We start from the raw sequence: 26421 nt of genomic DNA, 5'->3' as shown, positions 1-26421 counted from the left end.
GAGAAGAAAGCAAATTTCATTGCCAAACTAAGGAAAAGCAGGCAGAAATGCTTTTAGATGCTTAAAAAGATAGTACTACCTACCATTCTCGTTGCCATGACGAGCCTTACTATTTTTGCACAAGGCCTACCCTTCTTTTCTAGTTATTCTTTCTCAGATCCTAGAGCTTCTTTATTCCAAGTCGGCGGCTCACATAACGGAAATTTGGCGATACTAATCCCTTTTCGTTTTCCAAAAGAGTTGGAACTCGGATTCGATGGTAAACTTCCTAAATCCGATGACCCCATGGCGGGGATTCAAATTTTTTCACCCATAATTCCGTTTTCTACAACTAACCCCTACAGAAACCCAGAAGGGAATTTTGATGTCCGCCCTGAGCGAATGAACTCAGCTCTACTTTCCTACCAACCCAATGTCACTTATGTGTATTACCGCAATGGTTTTACTTTTGATTTAGGACTCAGCATAGGAATGTCTATGAACCAAGGTGCTTCTGGGTATGTGGATGTGGCAGAATCTAGAGTGCGGATCAAATACCGACTCAACCGTAATTTGTTTTCCTTTATTAAAAACTCTCGTTGGGAACTCTTTTTGCAACTGTCAGAACTTCATCGTTTTGATAACGATATCAATAGTCGTCTCAATTCTTCCATTCGTGCACAAGAACCTTCCAGAACCAACTTTGTGGGAAGACAAGTCTACGTAACACCAGGAATTAGCATTTCTAACAGCAATCTAACTTTAGAAGGAATGGTAAGAGTTCCTCTGAACGCAAGGGAAGCTGGTCGAACTCTGGATGAACTTTGGGCGCCAGAAATCCAAGGAAACTTAGGCCTCAAGTATTATATGCCTGTGGCCCCATCATCTAACGCTAATTAGAAACTTTCATTTCGAAAGTTGCTAAACTGACAATCACCAACATTTCTAAAACAAAATACAATTCACCAAAGATAGTTGTCTGATCCAAATTCAAAATTAGATAAACCATAGTTACCAAACAGTACAAAAAGTTTGCACTGGCTATCACACGTAAATAAAACTTCCACTGGAACGGATTCAAAAAATAACATAACAAAGAATAAATGGCATAAACGATCGGCAATATTGATAATGTATAAAGTGTTTCTAAAGGCATCCCCAGGAAGTCGATAAAGAGAGGTAACACAAAAGCAAGTAACACAGCAGAAAGAATGGCACCAAGACCATCCAAAAGAAATATATACCGGGGATTGTTTTTAAAAAATACCATTGAATCTACCATTGTTCTATCTTTGCTTTATATGGCGCATCGAATTTGATTCAATGCGAAAATCGAATCGAATCACCGACCGGGCTCTACGCTGCAATCTTTCCAAAATGATTCTGTACAATATTATATTCTGATTAAGGAAAGGATTTCCGCTGCGATCCCTTGCGCAAAGGTCGTTAAATTTTACTCACAAACCGCTTCCAAGACAAATCCACATCCATCTTAGAAATCATTTCTTTTTTACGAGAGATCCGAAACTCATGTTTGCTTGCCTCAGGGATCTCATTCCAAACAATCAAAGTTTCTTCTGTCGGGCAACTGGATTCACCACAACTCACTTCCAAAATTTCTAACTCTGCTTCCTTAGGAATATTAGTATATTCCTCCAGCCATGTGGCAAGTTTCGAATGGAAGGGAAATCCACCGCCAAGGGTTCCTTTGGCAACAGACTTCCATCCATGATTGTGACTCTTTTCAATGAAACTCACCTGATCCCCCTAAACGTCGTAAACGTTTTCTCTTTAAGTCTTAGACTTACGAGAAGGGTCATAGTTGAGAATCGGTGACAACCAACGTTCCACTTCGGATTTTTCCATGGATTTGTCCTGTGAATAGGTAACCACCTGGTCTTCGTTAATTTTACCAATGGCAAAATACTTTGACTCTGGGTGAGAGAAATAATACCCACTGACGCTACTTGCCGGCCACATTGCGCAGGATTCTGTGAGTTGGATTCCCGCATTTTTTTCCACATCCAGAAGTTTCCAAATTTTCTTTTTCTCTGTATGGTCAGGACAAGCAGGATACCCAGGTGCCGGACGAATGCCACGGTACTTCTCACGAATGAGGTCTTCTGTGGTTAGGTTTTCGTCCTTTCCAAATCCCCACTCTTCACGCATTCTATGGTGCATGTATTCTGCAAAAGCCTCGGCAAAACGGTCCGCAAGGGCCTTCACTAAAATAGAATTATAATCGTCTTGTTTGGCCTCGTAAGTTTTTGCTAACTCTTCAATTCCATGCCCTGCAGTGACTGCAAAAAAACCGATATAGTCATTTTTATCTTTTTCTTTGGGCGCAATAAAATCCGCCAAACTATAGTTTGGTTGATTTGTCATTTTGACAGTTTGTTGGCGTAACATCGGATAGAGTCCCAAAGATTTGTTTTTGGAATCATCTTCAAAAATTTCGACAACTTCCCCATGAGAAACTGCCGGGAACATTCCCACAACGGCTCTTGGTTTAAGAGAAGGATTCTCCAACATTTCCTTCAAAATGATTTGTGCATCATTGAACAAAGAAGTCGCTTCTTTTCCTATGATTGCATCTTTAAGAATCTGAGGATAGCGACCTTTGAGTTCCCAAGCTAAAAAGAATGGGGACCAATCTATAAAGGGGAGCAAATCTTTCAAGTTCACATCATCGATTTTTTTTACTCCCGTAAAACTTGGCTTTGGTGGAGTATAGCCATCCCATTTCGCATGGAATTTGTTTTTGATCGCATCCTGGATCGGTAAAATGTTCCGTTCATTCTCACGAGAATAAAATTCTTCTCGGATTCGAGACTGTTCTTCAACAACAGTCTTTGCATAATCCGCCGATGTTTGTGGATTGAGAGCACTGTTCATCACATTTACAACACGAGATGCATCCATCACATGAAGCACTGGCTTCGAATACTGTTCAGCGATTTTTACAGCAGTGTGCGCTGGTGAAGTAGTTGCCCCACCAATGAGAAGTGGAACTTTGAATCCTTGGCGTTCCATTTCTTTGGCAACATAAACCATTTCATCAAGAGATGGCGTAATGAGACCTGAAAGTCCAATGGCAGCTACGTTTTCTTTTTTTGCTGTTTCTAGAATTTTTTCGCAAGGAACCATTACACCAAGGTCAATCACCTCATAGTTGTTACATGCAAGAACAACACCCACAATATTTTTTCCAATATCATGAACATCACCTTTCACGGTTGCAATGAGAAATTTTGCTTGTTTACTTTCGTCTTTTTGGTTTCGCTTTTCTTCTTCCATGTAAGGAAGTAAGTAGGCCACGGCTTTTTTCATCACTCGTGCACTTTTTACTACTTGTGGAAGAAACATCTTTCCGGCACCAAAAAGTTCCCCCACTACTTTCATTCCATTCATGAGAGGCCCCTCAATCACTTCGAGTGGCCTTGCAAAACTTGTTCTTGCTTCTTCTGTATCTTGCGTTACAAATTCATCTATTCCTTTCACAAGAGCATGAGTGAGACGTTCTTCCACAGATCCGCTTCTCCAAGCATCATCTTTCTTTTGGACTTTAGCTTCCCCATGAAAGGTAGCTGCAGCATCAATCAAACGTTCTGTGGCATCGGAGCGACGATTCAGAATTACATCTTCAATCAGTTCGAGTAAATCTTTGGGAATTTGTTCATAAACTTCTAACATCCCTGCATTCACAATTGCCATATCCATTCCTGCTTGGATGGCATGGTATAAAAATACGGAGTGCATCGCTTCCCGAACGGGGTTATTCCCACGAAAAGAAAAGGAAATATTACTTAAGCCCCCAGATACTTTGGCACCAGGACAAATCTGTTTGATCTCACGAGTGGCCTCAATAAAATCCATCGCATAGTTATTATGTTCTTCGATCCCTGTGGCTACAGTAAGAATGTTCGGATCAAAAATAATATCTGTCGGATCAAAATCTAATTTATCCACAAGAAGGTCGTAAGCCCGTTTACAAATGCGGACTTTGTCATCTTTTGTTGCCGCCTGCCCTTGTTCGTCGAATGCCATAACTATCGCTGCAGCGCCAAATCTTTGGATCGTGCGAGCGTGACTAAGGAAAACTTCTTCTCCTTCTTTCAAAGAGATTGAATTGACTATGGGTTTTCCTTGGATGCATTTTAATCCAGCGAGTAACACAGACCATTTGGAAGAATCCACCATAAAGGGAACTCGTGCAATGTCCGGTTCTCCTGCGATTAGATTTAAAAACTTGGTCATCGAGGCTTCCCCATCTAGGAGAGCTTCATCAAAGTTGATATCTATAATGTTAGCACCAGCTTGCACTTGTTGAAGAGCCACTTGCACCGCTTCTTCAAAGTTACCATCTAAGATGAGTTTTTTGAATTTGGGAGATCCCGTTACATTGTTTCTTTCCCCAATATTGATAAACCCTTGGTCTTTAGTAAGTTTTAAAGGTTCAAGCCCTGCAAAAGTACTTAGTTTCGGTTGTTCCCTTAAAGGGCGGGGAGCAATGTTAGAGACTGCTTCTTTGGCAGCTCGTATATGATCTGGTGTAGTTCCGCAACATCCACCGACGATGTTTAAAAAACCTGCTTCTGCAAAGTTTTTCATCCAACCACCAAACTCTTCTGGCGTTTGGTCGTACCCACCAAAGGCATTGGGAAGCCCTGCATTCGGATAACAAGACACATAACCTTCGGCTACACGAGAAAGTTCTTCGATATAAGGACGCATCTCACCGGCACCGAGCGCACAGTTGATTCCAACAGCGAGAGCTTTGGCATGTTTGATCGATATATAAAACGCTTCGCCCGTTTGGCCGGAAAGTGTTCTACCAGAGGCATCGGTAATCGTCACCGAAAGCACAACGGGGATACGAATTTTACGTTCTTCGAACACCTTCTCAATCGCAAAAATACAAGCCTTAAGATTTAAAGTATCAATATTGGTTTCTGGTAAAAGTAAATCTACACCCCCATCTAGGAGTGCCGAAACTTGTTCATAAAAACAATCCACTAACTCATCAAAGGTGACAGCGCGGAATGCAGGATTGTTAACATCCGGAGAGAGCGAAGCAGTTTTTACTGTCGGTCCAATGGAACCTGCAATGAACACATCTTCTTTCCCAGTTTTTGCTTTATACTTAGCTACTGCATTTTTAGCACAGGTCACGGCCGCAAGATTTAGATCCCGAACCGCTGACTCCATTTGGTAGTCCGCCTGGGAGACAATATTCGAACTAAAAGTATTGGTTTCAATGATATCGGCACCAGCTTCTAGGTATTCCAAGTGGACCGATTCAATGATATCAGGGCGGGTGATCGCCAAAACATCGTTATTCCCTTTGATGGAAACTGGCCAATCCTTAAAACGATCTCCACGGAAGTCATCTTCTTCCAAAGAATGTCTTTGGATCATGGTGCCCATAGCACCATCTAAAACGAGAATTCTCTCATTAATTAGTTTTAAAAGGGATTTGGAGGAAGGATTGGTATATTCAAATTTCATATAATTATATTAGTATATAGTAAAAGGGTGCAGGGCCTAAGCCATACACCCCTAATTCATTTATTTACTCGAATCGGAACACTTCGCACCTTTGAGGGGTGGTTTTGTAGTCACAATTACCGGGAATTTGTTTGCTTCTTTTGCGTTTACTTCGATAGAAGGTTTGTGTTTTTCCGGAACATCATAGTCCGGGAAAATCGCATCAATTGGACATTCGTATTGACAAGCATTACAATCAATACAAGTGTCCGGATCAATGTACAAAGTGTCCGGAGCTTCATGAAAAGCTTCCACCGGACAAACTGCTGCACAACTCGTGTATTTACAATCAACGCAAATTTCAGTTACAACATAAGCCATGAGAAACTCCATTGCCCCTTTTGGATTCCACCAAAAAGGGCGATTTTTTTAGTATCGGTAGTGGTCAGGTTTGTATGGACCTTCGAGTGGAACGCTGATGTAATCAGCTTGTTTTTGAGTTAGTTTTGTTAAACGAACTCCTAACTGTTCTAAATGAAGTGCTGCCACTTTTTCATCCAAGTGTTTTGGAAGACGATGTACGCCCAATTCATATTTTGTAGTATAGAGTTCGATCTGTGCCAAAACTTGGTTAGTGAAAGAACTAGACATTACAAACGATGGGTGACCAGTAGCGCAACCAAGGTTTACCAATCGACCTTCTGCAAGAACGATAATGGATCTACCGTTAGGGAAAGTGTATTTATCAACCTGAGGTTTGATTTCTTTTTTGATCACACCTTTTTCAGAATTCAAACGAGACATTTGGATTTCTGTATCAAAGTGCCCGATGTTACAAAGAATCGCACCGTCTTTCATCGCTTTCATGTTTTCAAGTGTGATGATGTCATCATTTCCCGTTGCCGTTACAATGATGTCTGCATTTTCAATTGCATCTTCTACACGAAGAACTTGGTATCCTTCCATTACTGCTTGAAGAGCACAAATTGGATCGATTTCAGTAACAATCACTCGTGCACCGAAGTTACGAAGAGATGCTGCAGAACCTTTTCCTACGTCACCGTATCCACAAACAAGTGCTACTTTACCAGCAAGCATCACGTCTGTTGCGCGTTTGATTCCGTCAGCAAGTGACTCACGGCAACCGTAGAGGTTATCAAACTTAGATTTTGTTACAGAGTCATTTACGTTGATTGCAGGGATTTTAAGAGTTCCCGCTTTCAATTTTTTATGAAGTGCGATCACACCTGTAGTTGTTTCTTCAGAAACACCTTTGATGTCTGCAAGAAGTTGTGGGTATTTTTCATGGATGTAGTGAGTTAGATCATGACCGTCATCAAGGATCATGTTTGGTCCTTTGCCACCGTCAAAAAATAGTGTTTGTTCAATACACCACCAGTATTCTTCTTCTGATTCGCCTTTCCATGCAAATACAGGGATTCCTGCTTTTGCAATCGCAGCGGCAGCGTGGTCTTGTGTTGAAAAAATGTTACAAGAGGACCAACGAATGTCAGCACCTAATGCAGCCAAGGTTTCAATTAGAACCGCTGTTTGGATTGTCATGTGAAGAGATCCACAAATTCTAGCACCTTTGAGTGGCTTAGAAGTTCCGAATTCTTTACGAAGAGCCATAAGGCCCGGCATTTCTTTTTCTGCCAAAATGATCTCTTCTCTTCCCCATTCTGCAAGAGAGATATCCTTCACTTTAAATGGCAATCTTTCTGTTTTTGTTTCAGTTGCTGTGGACATATTGTCCTCCTTCTTCTTTTGTTGCTTTGATAGTTAAAATTTTAAAACTAGATTCTGTTTGGATCTCATTCATAGAGCCCACGCGAAAACCTGCATTGGACAACCAAGATTCAAATAACTCTGGTTCAAATCCAAGCCAAAGGTCCGCAAAATTATCACGCATATACTCTGCGTTGTGTTTTCCTAAATCAACAATACACAAAACTCCACCTGGTTTTAGAACTCGTGCCACTTCTTCAAGTACAGTAGGTGGGTGTGAAATATGATGCATTACCATAGAAGCAACAACCGCATCACAGGAGTGAGTTGCCAAAGGTAAATGCTCCATAGGAGTTTGAATCAAACTCACACTAGGATTTTTTCCATAATGAGACGAAGCACTTTCAATCATTTTAGAGGAGTTGTCCACTCCTGTAACATGTTTGGCTTTGTTCAAAAGAAAAGGGATAAGCCCGCCAGGCCCACAACCCAAATCCAAAATATTTTCGCAAAGAGGGAGCTCCTGTAAAATCCAAGACCGGTAGAGTTTGGGATGTAGTGTCTCTTCTTGTAATTTTTCCCAACTTTCGGCAACTCCATCAAAAAAGGATTTTGATTTTCGTTCCCGAGTTTCCAGGATTTGGTGGACCATTCTTTGGTCCCTTTCCCTTGAGGGCAGGTCTTCTTTATAAGATAACAATAATTTGGTGAGTTCGAGTGGAAATTTAAGTTCTGTATCTTCTTCCTCAGGAAGGAAACTATAAACAAGGCTTCCTTCCCGACGAGATCCAATAAGTCCAGCCTCAGTGAGTATCTTCAAATGACGAGAGATCCGAGACTGTCCCATACCCAAAATTTCTACCACTTCATTCACAGAAAAGGCACCAAAACTGAGGATATGGAGGATCCGAATCCGCGTTTCATCGGATATGGCTTTGGTTGCGGAAAGCAGGTGGCCAGAGGGCCTAGACTGGGGAAGGGTTTCTATTGCCATATCCAAGATATCTACATATCAAGAAATCTTGATATGTAGATCCCGGCAAGCAAAATATGCAAGAATTTAGGAGATTTTGAAAAAGTTGATTTTTCTTTTTAGGGTTTCTGCTAAATTTGCAATCCCGTTGGAGGTGGCAGTCATCTCTTCGAGCCCAGCGGCGGTCCCTTGGGTCAAATCGTTGATACTGAAGATAGCCTGTGCCACTTCTCCGATTGCATTTTTCTGCTCTTCCATGGACAAACGGATGGCTTGGCTGATCTGGTTTACCTTGTCGACCTCTTCGCCTACCTTTTGGTTGATAATGAGTTGGTCCTTGGTACTGGCTTCAATGGTATCTGTCATCTCATTGAAGGAACTAACTCCTTGGATGATCCGTTGGATGAGAGAAATGGTAGTTTCAATGTTCTCTCGACCATTCTCAATCTCCTTTTCATTGGCTTGGATGAGTTCTCCAATATCACCGATAGACATCGCAGTTTTTTCTGCCAACTTTCCAATTTCATCGGCAACCACGGCAAATCCCCGTCCATAAACACCGGCTCGGGCCGCCTCAATAGCAGCATTTAACGCTAGTAAGTTGATTTGTTCAGAGATATTGTTGATAATTTCAATCACACTTCCAATTTCTTCAGAACTATTGCTGATTTTGGTGATAGAATTTCTCATCGAGTCCAAAGAAGCTTGGCCCGACCTTGCCTCTTCCGAAATCAGTGTTACATCCTTAGATGCCTTCCCTACTTGCCTTCCCGTCGCTTCAATCAAACTGGAAAGCTCCGCCATTTTTAATTTCAAAAAATCAACTTTGCGGAATTGGTCTTCTGCTTGTGCATCTACATTTTGGACAGCTGCCGAAATTTCCTCGATAGAAGCAGAAATTTCTTCTGCGGAAGCAGCCTGCGTTTGGGCATTGGAAGACAACATGTTAAGTGAAGCTGACATTTGTTCTGCGGAAGATGCCAGATCTTCTGAAAACGCCTGATTGGATCCTACCACTTCTGAAATTTGTTTTAACGTAGCGTTTAAACCCCGAGCAAGTCTTGCAAACTCATCGGAGGACTCCATTTTCGCGTTGTGGCGTAGGTCCCCAATTTCGATGTCTTGTAGGATCTTTCCAATGGTTTTCATTGGTTTGAATCTAGCAGTAAATAAAAGATAAATTGCTAATGCAATGAGTGCTGCTCCAATAATACTAATTACTGTTAGGCCCCTTAGAGAAGAGAGACTCTCCACCTCAATTTCTTTTAAATCAATTGTGGAAAAAAACTGAAGGCCATACTTTTCACTGACCTTTCTTCGTAGCAGGAAGGTAGATCCCTCCCAAGGATTACGAAAGGAATCCGTTTCTCCGGCATTTTTTGCCAAAGTTTCAAATTCAGAACCTTTAAAGCTATTCATTAAATACTTCGGATTGGGATGGTAAACCATAGTTGATTTCCTATCGAGTAGGAAAGAATACCCAGTGGTTCCAATCTTTACGTTTTTCAGAAAAGATTCCATTGCCTTCCCAACAAGAAACGGCATTCCCACCATACCAATGACGGTTCCATTGGCACTCTTTACAGGACTTGTCACCATAATCACGATATCGCCTTTAAATGGAGATTTTACAGCAATGCCAACATGGCTTTTGCCTTCCTTAGTGGCATTGATATTCTCCAATACATCTGGGTTAGAAGCTAAGGAATAACCTATGCTTGCTCCATTGGGAAGTCCAGAGGCAACAATGGGCACTCCCTCGGCGAAGGAAGCAATAAAAGCATTTTCCAAAAGTAATTGAGAGTCCCCGAGTACTTTCGAAAGCAACGGTTCTGCTTGTTTGTAATTTTTGGTTTCGAGGGCAGCCCTAATGACAGGTAAGGAAACCACTTCTTTCAAATTGGTTTCTACTGACTCAAAATAAACATTGATTCCGGCTTCGTTACTTTGATTGAAGTTATACAACTGATTCGAAAAGGCTTTTTCCAAAGACTTGGCATTGACATTGAATGCATAAATCAATAGGAAAATGGAAAGCACCATGACCATAAGCGAAAATATAATAGGAACCGTATTTCTTAAGTTTCTATAATAAGGAGAAATTCTTTCTTTTAGTTCTGCTTGAAAAATATCATCTTCCAAAACCAAATGAGATGCTTTTTCCAATAGGATAAAAGAAAACACAACGTTGAGAAGTGCTGTTAGAATGAGGACGCAAACGATATAAAACGAATCCGACTTACTAGTTTCGGGAAGGTAAAGAAGAGGACCAATAACGATAGGAAGAGCTAACGCCCACTGGGAACTTCCCACGAGAGCACCAATCACAGGCATCTTTGCAATTAGGTTCCAAACGGCAACGTAGGTTTTAGGATCCTTCTCCGTTTGGGACTCGAGCTCAACCAACCCCTTTTTGATGGCCTTTAGTTTTTTAGGAAAGATGAGTGAAGGGATGAGCAAACTCACAAGGGCCGCCGCAATGGTGGCACCAATGAAAGTTTTTATCTGATTATGACTTAAATCGACATAGAATAGAATTAATGCAATTCCGATTGGAACCACAATTCCCAAGGAAAAAACTTGGGAGGCGAGAGTGAATGCCCTTGCATAGCGTTTGTATAACTTCATTGAAACTTAGACCTAAGACGTAAGCTAAATTCCGCAATCCGTACGGCAAGGTTTTATGGATTTCCCCGAAGTTTTCCTAAAAAGAGAGTTTGACTCCCAGATTGGCAGAGTACAAGTCCTTTCCACCGTACAAGCCTTCTGCAATGACCTTTAAGAGAAACAAATCAAATTCTAATCCAACAATCCCGTACCCAACTCCGCGTTTGGAGTTAGATTCGCTACTTGCTTTAAAACCAAGCGTCGCATTCGGATTTTGTGCCAATAGTTCTTTGTCAATAGCGGATTGGTATTCCCGAGGCAATTCCAAAGGTTGGGCTTCATTGGAGTTGATGAGGAATGGGCCTCGTCTAGAAAGTGAAGCTGAGTTACTCCCAGAGTTCCAACTATATCCCCCACCCACAATCACGTTCGCGATCCAAAAGAGTCCAAGCCCAGTTCGTAAATCAACATTGGTGGTTTGAACTTTGGTGTTAAAAGCAAAGTTGGTATCTCCTCCCCATTTTCCTTTCACACCTTGGAATTCAATTTGGGCGGCTTTTCCTTCTAAATAACTTAGACTCATGTTTTGTTCCATCACATGATGGCCCACACCTACGTTGATTCCGTTCCAGGTGATTAGGTTCATTAAAAAACCTTCTTTCTCAACCAATTGGTAACGTATCATTCCACCATACGACCGTACGGCGATACGGCCTTCGTAATTTTTGTTATTGGACGCAGACTGAATTTGGTCTTCCGAAATGGCAACGTTCATACCATGAAGAAAAATTCCCATCCGGCGGATGTAACCACCTTCTGAGGTTCCGAGTAACCATCCAGGATTGATATCCAAATGGAAGGAAGGAATTGCTGCACCACCTACGTTCGGAAGTTTTGGGTATTTGATATAATTATCTTGGATTTGGATATCGTCTTTTTTGTATCCAGCAGCAGAGGTACTGATACCGAATTGAATGCGCCGCACCATACCGGTTCCGATATTACTGGCACCAACGTTAGCAAGAAAACCTGCTTCTAAATTGGTTTTAAGTACTTCATTTAAATATCCCGTTTCAAATTTTCGAAGGGAACCGTTCCCTGCTTCCGTAAGTATTGGGGGTAAAAAGCTACAGGCTGATCCTTCACAAGTAAATTGAGCATGCAGTTCGCTTTGCGACACTGTTGTGACAAATACGAGTACAAACAGCAGGTTTCTTAAATTCATATAGACCTTTGATTCTCTACCAATTATCAACAATTGGAAAGAAAAATTCTTTCCTAAACAGACACTTCTTTTGCTTTTTTTGCAGTACTAATCCAAAAAACTCCAGTGAGTACGAATAAAGTACCAATGCTATGTAGTATTGTTATCGGTTCATCTAGTAACCAATATGCCAAAAAAAGAGTCGACATTGGTCCAACAGAACCCACTATAGCGGCTGTTTTGCTACCAACTCGTTTGATCCCTTCGGAAACAAAAATGGCTGGGACTACTGTATTCACTGTCCCCATAATAAAAGCAAGGGCATAAAAAGAGAATGGTTGGATGAGTTCCTTATAAGTTCCAAATATTGCAAAATGGATGTATACGGCAAAAGAAGAAATAATCAAAGCCCAAGCAGTATATTTTTTTGCACCTAACTTTGGGATGATGGACCCACTTCCCATCAAATAAATAGCGTAAGTAAGAGCAGAAAGTAAAATAAAAAATGCTCCTAAACTCACTTCTTTAGCAGAACCCAGCTGGACATCTTGTCCATAGGCTAAAAAAACACCGGTATATGTCAGAACGAGAGAAAACACTTCTCGGATATGGATTTTCTTTTTTAAAAATAGGAAAGATAAAATCACAACAAGGGTGGGGTAGATAAAAAGGATAATCCGTTCTAGGCCTGCACTAATGTATTTAAGTCCGAGAAAATCAAAAAGGCTAGCCAAGTAATATCCCACGACCCCCATAAGGAGAAGATGGATCACGTCTTTTTTGGTAAGTTTGGTTTTCCCTTCTTCCCTTTCTGCCTTCCAAGCAATCCAGGCCAAAAAAGGAAAGGCGAACAACATCCGAAAGAAAAGCGATCCAATGGCTGAAATTTCATACCGGTAGGTCAACTTTACAATGACTGCCTTCGCGCTAAATAATAATGCCCCCATAAGAACAAGCACTACCCCTTTCCATTCTGTACTCGCATTTTCTCTCACAGGCCCATCCTGAAAAACGCAGGAAATCCCGATAGTTTTATTGAATGAGACTAACTTTGACTTTGGGAACCATTGTATTTTTTGGTTTTGTCCTTTGGGCAGAGCCTGCGGAAGAACTATCCAAACCCTTTCTTCGAGTGTTCCCAAGTTTTCGGCCTGAAGAATGTGAAGACTGGGCAATTCGGCCTTTTATCTGCAAACAATGTTTAAGAGAAGGGAAACGATATGCGCAGGAAATTCGGTTTTTTGAAGATGGTCCTTATCGGACTCACGGATGTTATGCAGAACCTGGGGGATTTGAAAGTTTTGAGGGTGAAACAAAAACCGGGAATGCGAATCCCCGGTAGGATTAGTAGAATTATTTTTTTACGCAACCCATAATGCCAGCGAAACCTGGAGCATTTTTCAAGCAGTTAGGATCAAATTTTCCTTCCATACACTGATCGATCATTTTTTGTTTACCTTGTTGTAATCCTGCGAGAACTGGTGCTGCAGCTGGATTCTTTTTTGCTTCTTCTTCGATTTGAACGAATGTTCCAGCGAGAGCCGACTCACACTCTTCTTGGGTATACACTTTGGATTTACAATTAGCCAAGAAAAGCCCGAGAGCGAGCGCCAAAATGAGGGATTTTTTCATGAAAAACTCCGATACATAGATTTCATGATAGCTTCTTTTTTAGAAAGGGATTTGAAAACAAAAAAATGATCCACCACATTGCCATAGGTACGCCCCACCCTTCCCATTTAGCCAAATTTTACCTCAAAATTCCTGGTTCGAAAAAAATTCAGGAATTCTATTACGAATCGGGAGAAATCCGTTCCCTTTGGATTGGGTTCGGTCCGATCATTCTTATGTTAGAAGAAGGAGAGAAACAGTCCCCCCGCGCTCTTGTTTTTTCTTTTTCGGAAAGAGATCGATCCGAATGGATCCAGTTTTTAAACCAAGTAAAAATCCAAAACCAAACCGAATACACTGCATACTTTTTGGATAGTGATGGGAATTTGTTAGGAGTAAGCCAGTATCCAGAAAAACTAAAGGACCTTTTAGAAATGAGTTGAGAAAACCACTCGATTACATAAGGTAACATTCACTTAGGAATATAAATCCAAAAGAATGAGCATTAAACAGAAGTTAGCCTTTGGTTCGGCAGTTATTACCCTTTTTTCACTCGGAGTAATCCTCACACTGATTTCTTATGTCATATATAAAAATGCAAAAGAAGACGCACTAGAAAATATATCTGTCCTTGCAGATAAAATTTCTCTCGATGTGGGAGACTATTTATCAGCCCCACTGGGCGAAGCCTATCTACTGAAACAAATTCTACAAGAACCAAACCTTCTCGACCGAGAGCGAGTTTTCCAAATTTTAAATGTAATGACTGCCTCTAACGAATCTATCTTAGGCACTTACGTAGTATTTGAATCAAATGCTTTTGATGGAAAGGACTCTAACTACCGCAATACGAAGTACCATGATAATTCGGGCAGGTTTATCCCTTATTCTGTAAAATCAAATGGCAAAATTATTATAGAACCCGTGGTTGGGTTTGATCTTCCTGAGTCTGACTTTTACCAACTCCCCAAAAAAAACAAAAAAGTCGAACTCATCCCACCCTTTGATTATAAAGTCGATGGGAAAGATGTGACTATGATTTCTCTGGTTTATCCGGTGATTCGGAATCAAAACTTTATAGGAATTGCCGGGGCTGATCTTTCTTTAGAAACCATCCGCACCTATCTTCATAACTTAAAAATTTTAGAGGGAACTGTAAAGATCACCCTTGTTGCCAGTAATGGTTACGTACTTTTCAACGGACTTCATCCAGACAAAAAGGATGTGATATGGAAGGATGAGGAAGACAAATATATTAATTTAGCCATGTCTACCAAACAAAGACAAACTTATTCCGATTCCGAATACTTCCATGTGAGTTTGCCCATCCAACTGGTTGAAAACACAGCACCCTGGACACTTCGAGTTTCTTATCCGCAAGGGAAAATCACGAGCGAAATACAATTTATTTTTTGGATCGCTTTAGGACTTGGAATCACTGGTATTCTTTTTTCCACTTTAGCCAATATGATGATCTTTCGGAATCTAGTGGATAGAAGGTTACAATCTTTGATTGGATTTACAAAGGATGCAGCTAACGGCAATTTATCGAAAGAAATTGTAGACGAAAATAAAGATGAAATTGGTCACCTTGTAGAAGCTGTTGTAGCCATGGTAACAAACATTCGACATATCCTAAGTGTAGCTCAAACTTCTGGATCGGACTTAACAGATACCTCTCGATTTATGGAGAACACAATCATTGAGCTTTCTGATTTGGCCCAAAGCCAAGCCGCTTCCTCCGAAGAAGCAAGTGCCACCGTTGAAGAACTCAACGCATCTTCCGAAACCATCAATGCCAATGTAGAACAGGCAGTTAACAATTCTAAATCCATTCATACCTCACTTCATGCCATCCAAAATCTTGTTCAAAAAATCACAACAGAAGTGGAATCCTTTGGAGAAATTGCGGTAGGAGCCAATCAAAAAGCGGAAGAAGGAAGGAATATGGCAGGACTGACTTCTAAAGCCATTGAAGAGATCCAAGAGAAGTCTTTAGCCATCACCGAATTTTCGGATGTTATTTCCAATATTTCAGAAAAGACCAGCTTGCTTGCGTTAAACGCAGCAATTGAAGCCGCACGAGCTGGAGAATCGGGTCGCGGGTTTGCCGTTGTGGCCGAAGAAATTTCCAAACTGGCTTCCCAAGCAGCAGAATCGGTATCGCAAATCAATACACTCTCGGAAGAGGCTTTAGATTCCATCCAAAATGGAGGAACACAAGTTACAAAACTCATCGATTTACTCCGAGAGATTATCAAGGAGGTTTCTGTTATCTTTGAAAAAGCGAAAGACATTGTTCCTCTCATCCAAGACCAAAAAACGAGAACTGACCAAATTTATGTAGAAATTGAAGAAATCACTTCCCTTGTGGAATCCATCCAACAATCCACTGAAGAACAAAAAAGAGCCACCTTCGAACTATCAAACATGACCATCAACATTTCCAATGGTTCGCAAATTTTATCTGAACAATCGGAAACAATGTCTGCAAACTCACTCCGCATGACAGGGATTAGTTCAAAGTTATCGGAAATTTTATTAAAATTCCATTTATAGGTAGAAAATAAGTAAAAGGAATCTTTCCAAGCGACTGCTAAAAGCCCAAAGGAGACCACCCATTCGGAACTTGGAAAGACTGTGTCTGGTCGGTTTTGCAACAAAGCTAGAGGCGTTATTGCCCAGCCACCTCGCGAGTCAAAAATCTTGTGTTGTAACAACTACTATCCAATTAGACCACCTCCTTTGCTCATACCTTAGCTATGCCTTTTCTAGTACTATAAAGAAAAAACGTCAAGAAAACATTTGATCAAAACTAAAAATAAAAGAAGATAGTGTAACCATGGCAAAAGAACAAGAGGAAAAAACCATAGACAGGCCTGACCAGTCTAACTCGCTCCAGCTGGATTTTGAAGTCTCCCTATTTGACCTCTTCAAACATTATTTTCAAGTTAGGCTCCGTGTCAAAACAGACCAATCGGAGATGAACTTTTGTTTGCCCAGTTGGACCCCCGGTTCTTACATGATCCGAGACTATGGAACCCACCTACATAAATTCGCAGTAAAAAACTTGAATACTGGCGAAATAGTCCCTTGGGAAATGGTGGATTTACACCGTTGGAAATTAAAAAATTTACCCTCCGAATTCGAAATCTCCTATATCATTTATGCTTTTGAAGACTTTACAGTAAGGACAAATTATTTAGAAACTGAGTTTGGATTTATCAACCCCCCTGCATTATTTTTATACCCAGAGGGAAAACTAGAACAACCTTCTACGATTCAGTTTCAAGTTTCCAATCATTTCCCTTATGTATATTCGAGTTTAACTCGGAGTGAAGAAGACAATCATTTGTTTTTTGCAGAAAATTTTGATGAACTATTTGATTCCCCGTTCCACTTAAGCAAACAAAATTCGGTATTTTTTACAGCCGGAACCACCAAACATGAATTACTTGTGGAAGGCGATGTAAACTTCGATTTCAAAACAAAACTGGCCCAAGACTTAAAACGAATTACCGAAACACAAATAGATTGGATGATGGACTCACCCAATCCATATTATTTATTTGTTCTCAATTTGAGTTTGCCTGCGTATGGTGGGTTGGAACATAGAGCGTCCAGCATCAATTACTTCAATCCAGAACTCATTTTTGATGAGGAAGAATATAAAAAGTTACTCGAACTTTTATCTCATGAATATTTCCACCTTTGGAATATCAAACGGATCCGACCCATCGCACTTGGTCCCTTTGACTACCAAAAACCTAACCTAACGCGTGAATTATGGATTGCTGAAGGATTCACCAGTTTTTACGATGCTTACTTCCTCTACCACTCCGGTTTTCTCTCCAAAGAAGAATACCTATCCAAACTTCAGTCGGATATATTATCTTTGGAAGACAATGAAGCTGATTTTTGGATGAGTTTAGAGGAATCTTCTTTTACCGCTTGGACTAAGTATTACAAACGAAATGGGAATAGTCACAACATCACTGTCTCTTATTATACAAAAGGTGGGGTTATAGCCCTATGTATGAATTTATTTTTACTCAAAGAATCAAAAGAGAAAAAGACAATTCGTCATGTATTCCAAAATTTAAACGAAGTATTTGTTAAAACAAAAAATAGAGGGTTCACCAAACAAGAGTTTTTTGACACCGTAAAAGATGTGACCGGAGTAGACCTTAAAACAGAATTTAATCAATACCTAGAATATCCAAAACCCATTCCAGTAGATCATTATTTAGATATTATTGGAATTCAAAGAATCCAAACCGATTTGGTTGGAGAAACTGGATTCAAAACAAAAGAAAAAAATGGGAACCTTTACATCCAAAAACTTCTTCACAAATCAGATATGGACTCCTTTGATTTGATGTTAGACGATGAAATCCTTGCCATCAATGGGAAAAGAGCCACAGCCAATGCCTTACAAAAACTGGAGAAAAACCTAGGGCCTGGCGAAAAATTCCACCTCATCCTCTCCCGTTCCGGAAAAATCAAAGAATCGATGATTACGGCTTCTGGGTATTATAAAACAAGAAAATTTGTGATAGCGGAAGACTCCTCCGATGACAGAAAAGAACTACGAGATTTTTTCCTAAGGAATATTGTATAAATGCCTGCTCTCTTTAATTATATTTTAACTCCATCTAGTAAAGATGAAGTGCTTCTCGACAGACCTCTCCCTCTCTCCCATAGACATCCTAAACACTGGATTCATATCACAGCAGAGAATGAAGAAAAACTAATGTTTCTCTTCCAAAAACATGATATCCACCAACTTACCATTGAGGATATTTTAAATCCAAATAGTCGGATCAAACTGGAGATTTTCCCCAATTATATATTTTTTGTTTTTCGTGGTTTCCATTTTGAAAGAAATCAACTCACTCAAAAGAACTTTAACTTCATCCTAACACCAAACCAAATCATCTCTCTAACACTAGACTATCGGGATAGTATTGGCGACATCATAGACCAATGGAAGGTGAATAATAAAATTTTGGCTCGTGGGTATGAATTCATAGTTCACAAAATCTTGGATATAGAAACAGACCATACACTTGCCATCACTCAAAAAATTGAGGAACGGATCGAACATTTTGAAGAACAAATTTTTGGGAATGCAAAGTCCTTAGATATCAGTAACGTTTATAGTTTGCGGGCAAGTCTTTTATCGATCAAAAAAGGGATGCTTCAAAACAAAGAAGTTTTGGAGGATTTAGAAAAAATCAAAAATAGTTTTTTTAGTGATGAGGCCGATGCATTCTTTCGAGATGTAAGAGACCATTCCCTTCGTATATTAGAACTCGTCGATAGCAATATCGAATCTATATCTTCAGCCCTCGAAGCCCATATTGCCATTTCCACTCGTAAAACCAATGAAATCATGAAGATTCTCACCATCATGACTGCCATCATGTTACCCATGTCTCTTGTAGCAGGAATCTATGGGATGAACTTCCGTCACATGCCCACTCTCGAGTGGGAGTATGGATTTGTCACTGCTCTCGGAGCCATGGGTTTTTTAGGAATTCTAATGTTACTGTATTTTAGAATCAAACGTTGGTATTGATTCTAAATCAAACCACGAATCTGGACAAGTAACTCCGGGTCTTCTACTGGCGGATCAATTTCACCCCTTGTCCATTGATTAAAAAGATCCTTCAAACGTTTGTTAAGCGAATCAAATTCAGGGGAATTCGGAAATAGAATGACAGAATTTGGTTTTACTGTTTTCCCTGTTGTGGAGACAAAAGCAAAATCTGGGATCATTTTCTCTAGAGTCTCTGCAGAAAATGCAGGAAAGTTTGAACCGAGCCAATCCACAGAAGGTAAACAGTTTTTTTGAAAATAAGCATCGCTGAGGGCCGAAACAAGAGCTCGTTTTAGTTGTTGTTTTTTTTCTTTTTCGAGTCGTTCTTCTCTTTCTCTTAGTTTCTTTTTAAAGAAATTTTCTCTGCGTTTTTGGTACAAAAATTGGCGGTCCATCTGCGAGTATGTAAGGATTGATTTGGCTTTCGCATAACCGGAGTTTACGATTGGTGTGACACCCAAAAAATAAAAAAGTTTATAAAACCAAGGAATGTATTTAAAATAAACGGACTGGAGATTTTTACCGTATGTTTTCACAAAATCATCATCTTTGAAGATAGGTTTTAGTTCTTTTTCATTTAATTCAATGATGGCCTTTAAATACAAAATATGTTCTGTAGTGAACCTATAATTTTGAAAGATTAAGTGGTTGATGTCTTTGATATTGTTTTGGTTGTTATTCACAAAGATGGCAATTTTTGCGTCTTGGTCATGCCATTCTGCGGAGAGAACTTTTGGATTCTTTCTTAAGAGATCAATGATGATGGTATCATGTTCATTGTCCTTTTCCAAATTGATTCGAAGAAGTCTAGAATCAAAATCAAACTGGCTATCCAACATCTTCATATAAACCTTAAGAAGTCGGTCGACTTCCCGTTTTTTTTCAAGTTCTGCATATCTGGCGGCCATCTCAGCCACTTTTCGCAAATTATGAATTAAAGGATAGAAGCCGTTTTCTTTCAAAATCTCCTTAAATCCATACAACATATCAATTTTAGAACGGATCAGATCAATTTCACTTGGTTCGGTATTCCCACTCACAGGTGTCGTTCCGTGGATTCGATCAAATGCCAATCGAATTTCTGTATCAAAGGCTTTTGCCAAAGGTTCTACTTTGGTCATCAAATACTCATTGGCAATATGTAAAAAATTGGCCGCATCCATCTCCGGTACAAAATAGAATCCTACATGGGGTAGGACGACAATTCGTGGGTCAGCATCCAATTCATCAATCATTAGTCCGCGAGATCGTTTCAACATTTCCGCTGATGGTTGTAAGGGAAATTGTTTTGGCTCCAACAACCGATCTAACTCATCACCTGTTCCCTTCTCTTCTTTATAATCAATGTCTGCAAGTTTGTTAAGGACAGTACGCCAAGTATCTTCTGTTAAAATGCGTTTAGCCTGGATGTATTGGAAAAGGTGTTCGGTGGATCTTGCGATAAGCAATTTATAGGGTTCTTCTAATGGCATTCCTCCAGGAAGTCCCACAAGAAATGGTACAAAACGTAACTCTCCTACATCGGAATCAAATTTGATTTCAAAAAGTTGTGTGGCCAGGCCATAATCAATGAGCTGCCACAATGCATCCAAAGCAGTTTCACGATCCATTTTTAGTTTTTCAAAATTGGAGTCGGTCGGACGAAATAAATGTCCTGCTTCAATATTTTCACGAGAGCTTTGCACTTCTACTGTCTTCATTATAGACAAAGCTTCTTTTTGTAGGATGATCCCTGAAGACCGACCTAACGTCTCTTTGGTTGTCAGTTGTAAAAAATGATCGTGCGGAGGTGATATTCTCATACTTTAAATGGCAGTGAGTCCGCCATCAACAGTCCAATTTGATCCAGATATGTATCCAGATTCTTTTTGAAGGAGGAAATTAACAACACGTGCAATCTCGGAAGGTTCTGCAATTCGTCTAACGGGCGTCATCTCAATTATTTTTGTTTTATGATCAGATACTTGGTCTTCCTGGATTCCCATATTGGTATCTACAAAACCTGGGCTCACTGCATTGGCTGTGATTCCAAACTTTCCCCATTCATCAGCGATGGAACGGATAAACCCAACTAATCCATGTTTGGAGGCGGAATAAGCAACTGAGTTTGCAGAACCCACTATGGATAAAGAAGAAGCAATGGCCACAATTCGTCCAAAACCTTGTGTCTTGAAAACCGGTAGGAGTAATTTGGAGAGAAGGAACATAGTATTTAAATTGATGCGGAAAATAGATTCCCATTCTTCCACGGAAACTTCCGTGATTGGGTGGTAGGGTCCACCAAACCCAGCGTTGTGGACAAACCCATAAAGATCCCCGGTCTCAGAACTTTCTTGGATGATTTTAGAAAGGCTCCTCTCCACGACAAAGGGGGTTTCCGCCAAATCGATTTCTCTATAGGTCTCTTGCAGAATGGGGGAAGTGGGACGGACTTTGTCCAAGTTCCAGACAGAAAAACCCGCAAGGACAAGGGTACGAACGATTTCCCTTCCAATTCCGCCACTGCCACCGGTCACGAGCACAATCGATTCCTTGAATTCCATGGGAACTATAAGATTCCTTTTTTTGGGGTAATGGATAAGTCATCTACAAAGATAGATTTAGGCAAGTGGGAAATACTCCACAAATACTCGGAAATGTCCGAAATTGTAACCATATCATTCTTGTCAAACTGGGGTCTAGTGTCCCAAATTTCTGTGGCCACGGCCCCAAGACTGACATGCACCACCTTGGTCCCGAACGGTTTCCACTCTTCTCGGAGTGCTCGTGCGATTCCCAAAACCGCATGTTTGGAAGCACAATAGGCTACCGATTCAGGAAATCCTTGTTTTCCGGCAGTGGATCCCAAAAACACAAAGGTAGAACTGCGAAAAGAAGCTAAAAGCGGAGCGAATGCTTTCGAAAGTAAAATGAGAGAATGCACATTCAGATCAAAATGGGATTTTAAATCGGCCTCTTCCAGATCGGCAACGGGTCCAAACACCCCATCCCCCAAGGCAAAGTAAACGAGAAGGTCTGTGTTTTTCAGAGAAGGAATTGGCGATGGTACCTTGGTTTGGAATCCATATTTAGAGGCGAGTGATGTTTGGAAGGTTACCAGATCATTTCCTTTTTTAGCATCAAAAACAAAACTTCCTCTTTCTTTGCCAGGAAAGGATACGAGAGTCTCTTCTCCCTTTCTAGAAAATCCAAAGAGCGATACAGAGTTGTCCTCTAAAAAACGTTTGTGGAGCCCTTGTCCAATTCCGGAACCAATTCCAAAAATATACACATGGGTCCCGTCCTTCATATACGTCTGGCCATCACTTGCAAAAGAAAATGGACTGCTTCCAAATGTTTATTGGCTTCTGCCACCGACTTTCCCCAAACCGTAGGACCATGGCCTTCGATCAGTAAAAAAGGAACTTGGGGTTTGCCTTTAGTTTCTATATAGCGTTTGATTTCCGATGCAATGCTCGGAACATGAGTATGATTATAAAAAACAGGAAAAGTTAGATTTGGTTTTTCTTCCCAAATTCCGAAGGCCTTGATGATTTCTATCGGTGGAAGCGGAAAATCACGAAACCCCTCTTCTTTACCAACACCAAACTCAAGTAAGTTGGAATCTAAAGTATGGACATGAAGGGCCGCACCGACATCAGAGAGCTGAGAGTAGACCACCTGATGGATGCTAGTTTCCGCAGAAGGCTTCAAACCATCACGGGCAGAAACCAAAGACCCGTCAGCTACAGAAACACAAACAAAATCTTCTTCGTTTAGTTCCCCTTTGTGTTTTCCAGAAGCAGTGATCCAAAACACATCACCCTCTCTTGCGGAGAGATTTCCAGCAGTGGCATACATCCACTGCCTTTCATAATAGGTATGGGAAAGTTTGGTAAGTTCGTGAAGTGAGGGGTGAGGGTCCAAATCTATTTGTTCACTCGCTCCACATAACTCAAATCTCGGAGGTCAATTTTTACAGTGTCCCCTTGTCTGATAAAAATAGGAACTTGGACTTCTCCTCCAGTTTCTACAGTCACTCGTTTGAGTGCAAGACCTGTTGTGTCCCCTTTCAAACCATCTTCTGCATAGGTAACTTCCAACACAGCAAAGTTAGGAGGTGTGACTCCAATGGGTTTGTCATTGTAAAACGAAACTTCCACCGCTGTTTCTTCTTTCATAAAAGGAAGGATATCTTCCACATAATCTTTAGATACTGGGATCTGTTCGTAATCGTTGACATCCATAAAAATGATTTGGTCACCGTCAGCATAACAATACTGCATTTTACGGCGTTCTAAATCCACACTTTCCAATTTTTCTGCAGCTTTGAAGGTTCTTTCAATAGAAGAATCGCGGACAATATTTTTAAGTTTGGTACGGATGAATGCAGAACCCTTTCCAGGATTCACAAACTCGGTTTTGACGACGGAATAAAGCTCATTCTCAATCTTGAGAATCATTCCTTTTTTTACTTCTGTAATGCCTAAGTTCATAATTTCGTTACTCGTAAACAAAATCCGAGGGACTTGGCCCTGTGTCAACCGAAGTATGGTCATAAGCGATGACTTGGTCGGATTGGAAATGGCAATTACAAAACCGAATCACTACTCTTAAGGATTTGGAAGAAAAACTGACTCTCACTCCCGAAGAGAGGGCGAGTTTTACACCTGCACTAGAAGAATTTAGTTTTGCCGTCACTCCTTACTATTTAGAAAGGATCGACAAAGAAAATCCGAACTGCCCCATTCGCAAACAAATCCTCCCGAGGGCAGGCGAACTTACCAAAAAACCCAATGAAGTCGAAGATCCCCTAGCAGAAGAACGATACATGCCGGTAAAAGGTGTGACCCATCGTTATCCCGATCGTGCCATTTGGTACATTTCTCATGTATGTGCCGTATATTGCCGGTTTTGTACAAGGAAACGAAAGGTATCTGATCCAGAAGAAACACCCAATCGTAACGAGTGGGAAAAGGCTTTAGATTACTTTCGCTCTCATACAGAACTTCGAGAGATCATTTTGTCCGGTGGGGACCCACTCACCCTTTCTGACTCTTCGATTGATTACCTTTTAGGGGAATTAAAATCCATCCCTCATATCAACCAAGTGCGGATTCACTCCCGCCACCCAGTCACTATGCCAATGCGGCTTACTCAGGATCTTGCGTCAATTTTTGCAAAGTATTTTCCTTTGTATATGGTCACTCATTTTAACCATCCGAATGAAATCACAGAAGAAACCAAAACTTATGTTATGCGACTGATCAAGGAGGGGCATGTATCCGTTTTCAACCAATCGGTTTTACTTTCCGGAATCAATGATGATGAAAAGATTTTGTCCGAACTGAATTACAAATTAATCTCTATCGGGATCAAACCTTATTACCTCCACCAATGTGATGAAGTGTTTGGAAGCTCCGACTTTGTTGTACCCATTGAACGAGGGATTGAAATTTATCGCAAACTTCGCGGTTTCCATTCTGGAATCACAATCCCCAATTATGTAAAAGACCTTACGGGTGGTGGTGGAAAGGTTCTCCTCTCTCCGAATTATTTACAAAAGAAAACAAAAGATGGGTATCTATTTCAAAACTATTTAGGAGATGAATATGAAGTGGGGCATTAAATTAATTTCTATTTTTATCCTAACCCAAATGGCTGCTTGTCAGTCCGTAAAGGAAACCCCTCTAGAAAAAAAACAAGAGACTCTCCCGCAGAATTCCAATTCGGAATCAAAGAAACACCACCTAACCAAAGAACTACGCCTAACCTACCATGCAGTCTGGGTGGCAAAAGATAACTTTGAGTTAATTAAATCTGGTTCTATTTTTGGAACAGGGAATAGTTATGAAATCCGTTTGGATTCGGATGGGAAAATCCAGTGGCTCAGGTTATCCTCCACCGACAGAGAGAACCAATCCCAGTTTCCCTACTTCTATAAAGACGAAATCCAAAACCCGGATGTATCCTATTTTGTCTGGGGATCCAAAAAATGCAGTGTTCTTGTTTTTACACTCCCCGATTCCCAACTCTATGCTCGTTGGGAAGGGATTCATAATGGGTTTTTACTCGTTTTTGAGACGGTCACTTCCCATACCACTGGTCCCAAAGAACTGGCAAAAGACCTCCACCAGATGGTCCAACAATCTTTGGATCTCTACTAGGCTTCCAGATTTCTAACAAAGCCTGTTTTTTTAGAAAAAAAGATTAGGCAAATAGGGAGTGGCCGTTAGGCTTTGAGGAGAAATTCTATGTGGTTAAAACTCGGTGAATCGGAAGTTATCAATTTGGATTACGTTGCCTCAATCAAAAAAAATCCCAACCAACCTTCCATTGAAATCATTTACCAAGATCTCAATAATGTAAAATCTCTTCCTTTTCCTGGCCAAGAAGAACGTGATCGTGCCTTCAAAGCCATTTTAGAAAACCTATCCCGTATGAAATTATACTTTGAATAAACAATGGAATTTGAAGCACTAAACCCTAATCTCTACGCACAAGTTTTGGATGAATTAGAACTCATCCCGTCGACGAAACCCTACCAAATTCTTTTTTATGGATCTCGGGAACGTGGTGACTTTCATTCGGAGTCCGATCTCAATTTTTATTTAGTGGCTCATTCCACCGACCAAATGAAATCGCAATTCATTGATTCCATTTCTCGTGCCTTACAAAAGTTGGAAGATGTGGCTCCCGTGAATATGATTGCTGGAGATGCAGACTCACTTCGTCATAGATTAAAAATTTCAGAACCGGGGAGCCTACAACTGATGGAAGCCTCTTCTGTGTTTTTCGGTGAAGGACTCTTTGAAGACCTAAAAACCGATTGGGACAAATGGAAACAAAGAGAAATTCCAAAATCAGACCTCATCCAATATTTGGAAAAGAGAATTCGTTTTTTCAAACAACAAGTCACAAGAAACACAAAGGATGAGATCTCTCAATTAGAAAGAATTACCACACTCACTCTGCATATCTGGGCTTTACAAAACATCCATGACCTAACCCACGTGGAACTTTTAAAGATGGATACCCCCGACCAAGTGGCACCACTTTTTACCAATCTTTATAGAAAGGAAATGGAAGATTCGGTTTGGGAACTTTTGGAACTACAGACGCGAGTTCGCAAACTAAAAGTGGACATCCGTTGGAAACGGGAAGTCTCTCGTGAAGACATCCACGAAACCAAATACAAACTCATCTCGCTACGTAACGACGAAGAGTTTATGATGAATCTTTGGGCTTAAA

General features: G+C 40.6%; 25 protein-coding genes. 10 read left to right on the top strand and 15 right to left on the bottom strand.

The features are described 5' to 3' along the window. The first annotated feature begins 57 nt into the window (after positions 1-57). Entirely contained in the window at positions 58-879 is an 822-nt protein-coding gene (locus LEP1GSC195_RS18115) for a hypothetical protein (protein ID WP_015683023.1), read from the top strand. On the opposite strand, the gene LEP1GSC195_RS18110 is transcribed toward LEP1GSC195_RS18115, so the two are convergent. From LEP1GSC195_RS18110 to LEP1GSC195_RS18070, 9 genes are all read right to left on the bottom strand, one after another. Then, positions 872-1261: a hypothetical protein gene (locus tag LEP1GSC195_RS18110; protein WP_040507244.1), complete on the bottom strand. Its 390-nt coding sequence runs from the start codon at positions 1259-1261 to the stop codon at positions 872-874. The two genes, LEP1GSC195_RS18115 and LEP1GSC195_RS18110, sit on opposite strands and share 8 nt — an antisense overlap. 164 nt (positions 1262-1425) lie before the next feature. Beyond that, positions 1426-1737 carry a hypothetical protein gene (locus LEP1GSC195_RS18105; protein ID WP_015682849.1) on the bottom strand — a complete coding sequence of 104 codons (312 nt, stop codon included), beginning with the start codon at positions 1735-1737 and terminating at the stop codon, positions 1426-1428. A 33-nt stretch (positions 1738-1770) separates the two neighbouring features. After that, positions 1771-5487 carry a methionine synthase gene (gene metH, locus LEP1GSC195_RS18100; RefSeq protein WP_015682918.1) on the bottom strand — a complete coding sequence of 1239 codons (3717 nt, stop codon included), beginning with the start codon at positions 5485-5487 and terminating at the stop codon, positions 1771-1773. 60 nt (positions 5488-5547) lie between these two features. Beyond that, positions 5548-5847 carry a ferredoxin family protein gene (locus LEP1GSC195_RS18095; protein WP_015682883.1) on the bottom strand — a complete coding sequence of 100 codons (300 nt, stop codon included), beginning with the start codon at positions 5845-5847 and terminating at the stop codon, positions 5548-5550. A gap of 48 nt (positions 5848-5895) precedes the next feature. Further along, complete coding sequence (ahcY, locus tag LEP1GSC195_RS18090) at positions 5896-7215, bottom strand: adenosylhomocysteinase (RefSeq protein ID WP_015682890.1); 1320 nt, start codon at positions 7213-7215, stop codon at positions 5896-5898. Further along, entirely contained in the window at positions 7199-8188 is a 990-nt protein-coding gene (locus tag LEP1GSC195_RS18085; RefSeq protein WP_015682846.1) for an ArsR/SmtB family transcription factor, read from the bottom strand. Before LEP1GSC195_RS18085 ends, ahcY begins: the two co-directional genes overlap by 17 nt. A gap of 66 nt (positions 8189-8254) precedes the next feature. After that, positions 8255-10795, bottom strand: coding sequence for a methyl-accepting chemotaxis protein (locus LEP1GSC195_RS18080; protein ID WP_015683039.1), 2541 nt, complete (start codon positions 10793-10795; stop codon positions 8255-8257). A 76-nt stretch (positions 10796-10871) separates the two neighbouring features. Further along, positions 10872-11999, bottom strand: a complete 1128-nt coding sequence (locus LEP1GSC195_RS18075; protein ID WP_015683032.1) for an Lsa36 family surface (lipo)protein — start codon at positions 11997-11999, stop codon at positions 10872-10874. A 53-nt stretch (positions 12000-12052) separates the two neighbouring features. Then, a complete protein-coding gene (locus LEP1GSC195_RS18070; RefSeq protein ID WP_015682886.1) occupies positions 12053-12973 on the bottom strand; it encodes a DMT family transporter in 921 nt (306 codons plus the stop codon). Between the two features lie 44 nt (positions 12974-13017). Here LEP1GSC195_RS18070 and LEP1GSC195_RS18065 point away from each other — a divergent pair, with 44 nt between their 5' ends. Next, positions 13018-13320: a hypothetical protein gene (locus tag LEP1GSC195_RS18065; protein WP_040507243.1), complete on the top strand. Its 303-nt coding sequence runs from the start codon at positions 13018-13020 to the stop codon at positions 13318-13320. An 11-nt stretch (positions 13321-13331) separates the two neighbouring features. Here the strand turns inward: LEP1GSC195_RS18065 and LEP1GSC195_RS18060 are convergent, their stop codons facing one another. Continuing rightward, positions 13332-13610 carry a TIGR04454 family lipoprotein gene (locus LEP1GSC195_RS18060; RefSeq protein ID WP_015683024.1) on the bottom strand — a complete coding sequence of 93 codons (279 nt, stop codon included), beginning with the start codon at positions 13608-13610 and terminating at the stop codon, positions 13332-13334. 65 nt (positions 13611-13675) lie between these two features. Between LEP1GSC195_RS18060 and LEP1GSC195_RS18055 the strand changes: the two genes are divergently transcribed. From LEP1GSC195_RS18055 to LEP1GSC195_RS18040, 4 genes are all read left to right on the top strand, one after another. Continuing rightward, entirely contained in the window at positions 13676-14032 is a 357-nt protein-coding gene (locus tag LEP1GSC195_RS18055) for a VOC family protein (protein ID WP_015682832.1), read from the top strand. A 55-nt stretch (positions 14033-14087) separates the two neighbouring features. Beyond that, positions 14088-16148, top strand: a complete 2061-nt coding sequence (locus LEP1GSC195_RS18050) for a methyl-accepting chemotaxis protein (protein WP_015682907.1) — start codon at positions 14088-14090, stop codon at positions 16146-16148. Between the two features lie 283 nt (positions 16149-16431). Then, complete coding sequence (locus tag LEP1GSC195_RS18045) at positions 16432-18210, top strand: M61 family metallopeptidase (RefSeq protein WP_015682840.1); 1779 nt, start codon at positions 16432-16434, stop codon at positions 18208-18210. Continuing rightward, positions 18211-19170: a magnesium transporter CorA family protein gene (locus LEP1GSC195_RS18040; protein WP_015683052.1), complete on the top strand. Its 960-nt coding sequence runs from the start codon at positions 18211-18213 to the stop codon at positions 19168-19170. 2 nt (positions 19171-19172) lie between these two features. Here the strand turns inward: LEP1GSC195_RS18040 and LEP1GSC195_RS18035 are convergent, their stop codons facing one another. From LEP1GSC195_RS18035 to efp, 5 genes are read right to left on the bottom strand one after another with little or no spacing between them, the layout of a single operon-like run. Further along, complete coding sequence (locus LEP1GSC195_RS18035) at positions 19173-20993, bottom strand: hypothetical protein (RefSeq protein WP_040507242.1); 1821 nt, start codon at positions 20991-20993, stop codon at positions 19173-19175. Positions 20994-20996: 3 nt separating this feature from the next. Further along, the gene (locus LEP1GSC195_RS18030; protein ID WP_015682954.1) at positions 20997-21734 is read right to left on the bottom strand and encodes an SDR family NAD(P)-dependent oxidoreductase; all 738 of its coding nucleotides are present in this window, start codon (positions 21732-21734) and stop codon (positions 20997-20999) included. A 5-nt stretch (positions 21735-21739) separates the two neighbouring features. After that, entirely contained in the window at positions 21740-22480 is a 741-nt protein-coding gene (locus LEP1GSC195_RS18025; RefSeq protein ID WP_040507241.1) for an SDR family oxidoreductase, read from the bottom strand. Continuing rightward, positions 22477-23097: a methylthioribulose 1-phosphate dehydratase gene (gene mtnB / locus LEP1GSC195_RS18020; protein WP_015682998.1), complete on the bottom strand. Its 621-nt coding sequence runs from the start codon at positions 23095-23097 to the stop codon at positions 22477-22479. The genes LEP1GSC195_RS18025 and mtnB overlap by 4 nt, the downstream gene beginning before the upstream one ends. Before the next feature lie 2 nt (positions 23098-23099). Continuing rightward, complete coding sequence (efp, locus tag LEP1GSC195_RS18015) at positions 23100-23666, bottom strand: elongation factor P (protein ID WP_015682970.1); 567 nt, start codon at positions 23664-23666, stop codon at positions 23100-23102. 68 nt (positions 23667-23734) lie between these two features. Here efp and LEP1GSC195_RS18010 point away from each other — a divergent pair, with 68 nt between their 5' ends. The 4 genes from LEP1GSC195_RS18010 to LEP1GSC195_RS17995 all read left to right on the top strand — a co-directional run bounded on the left by LEP1GSC195_RS18010 (position 23735) and on the right by LEP1GSC195_RS17995 (position 26420). Then, positions 23735-24799: a KamA family radical SAM protein gene (locus LEP1GSC195_RS18010; RefSeq protein ID WP_015682915.1), complete on the top strand. Its 1065-nt coding sequence runs from the start codon at positions 23735-23737 to the stop codon at positions 24797-24799. Beyond that, positions 24783-25337 (top strand): hypothetical protein, encoded by a 555-nt coding sequence (locus tag LEP1GSC195_RS18005; RefSeq protein WP_015682868.1) that lies wholly within the window; start codon positions 24783-24785, stop codon positions 25335-25337. Before LEP1GSC195_RS18010 ends, LEP1GSC195_RS18005 begins: the two co-directional genes overlap by 17 nt. Before the next feature lie 87 nt (positions 25338-25424). Beyond that, positions 25425-25631 carry a hypothetical protein gene (locus tag LEP1GSC195_RS18000; protein ID WP_002975617.1) on the top strand — a complete coding sequence of 69 codons (207 nt, stop codon included), beginning with the start codon at positions 25425-25427 and terminating at the stop codon, positions 25629-25631. Positions 25632-25634: 3 nt separating this feature from the next. Then, positions 25635-26420 (top strand): hypothetical protein, encoded by a 786-nt coding sequence (locus LEP1GSC195_RS17995; protein WP_015682850.1) that lies wholly within the window; start codon positions 25635-25637, stop codon positions 26418-26420. Position 26421: the final 1 nt, after the last annotated feature.

The organism is Leptospira wolbachii serovar Codice str. CDC, assembly GCF_000332515.2.
Taxonomy (GTDB): Bacteria; Spirochaetota; Leptospiria; order Leptospirales; family Leptospiraceae; genus Leptospira_A; species Leptospira_A wolbachii.
This window is presented reverse-complemented; position numbering and strand designations above follow the sequence as displayed.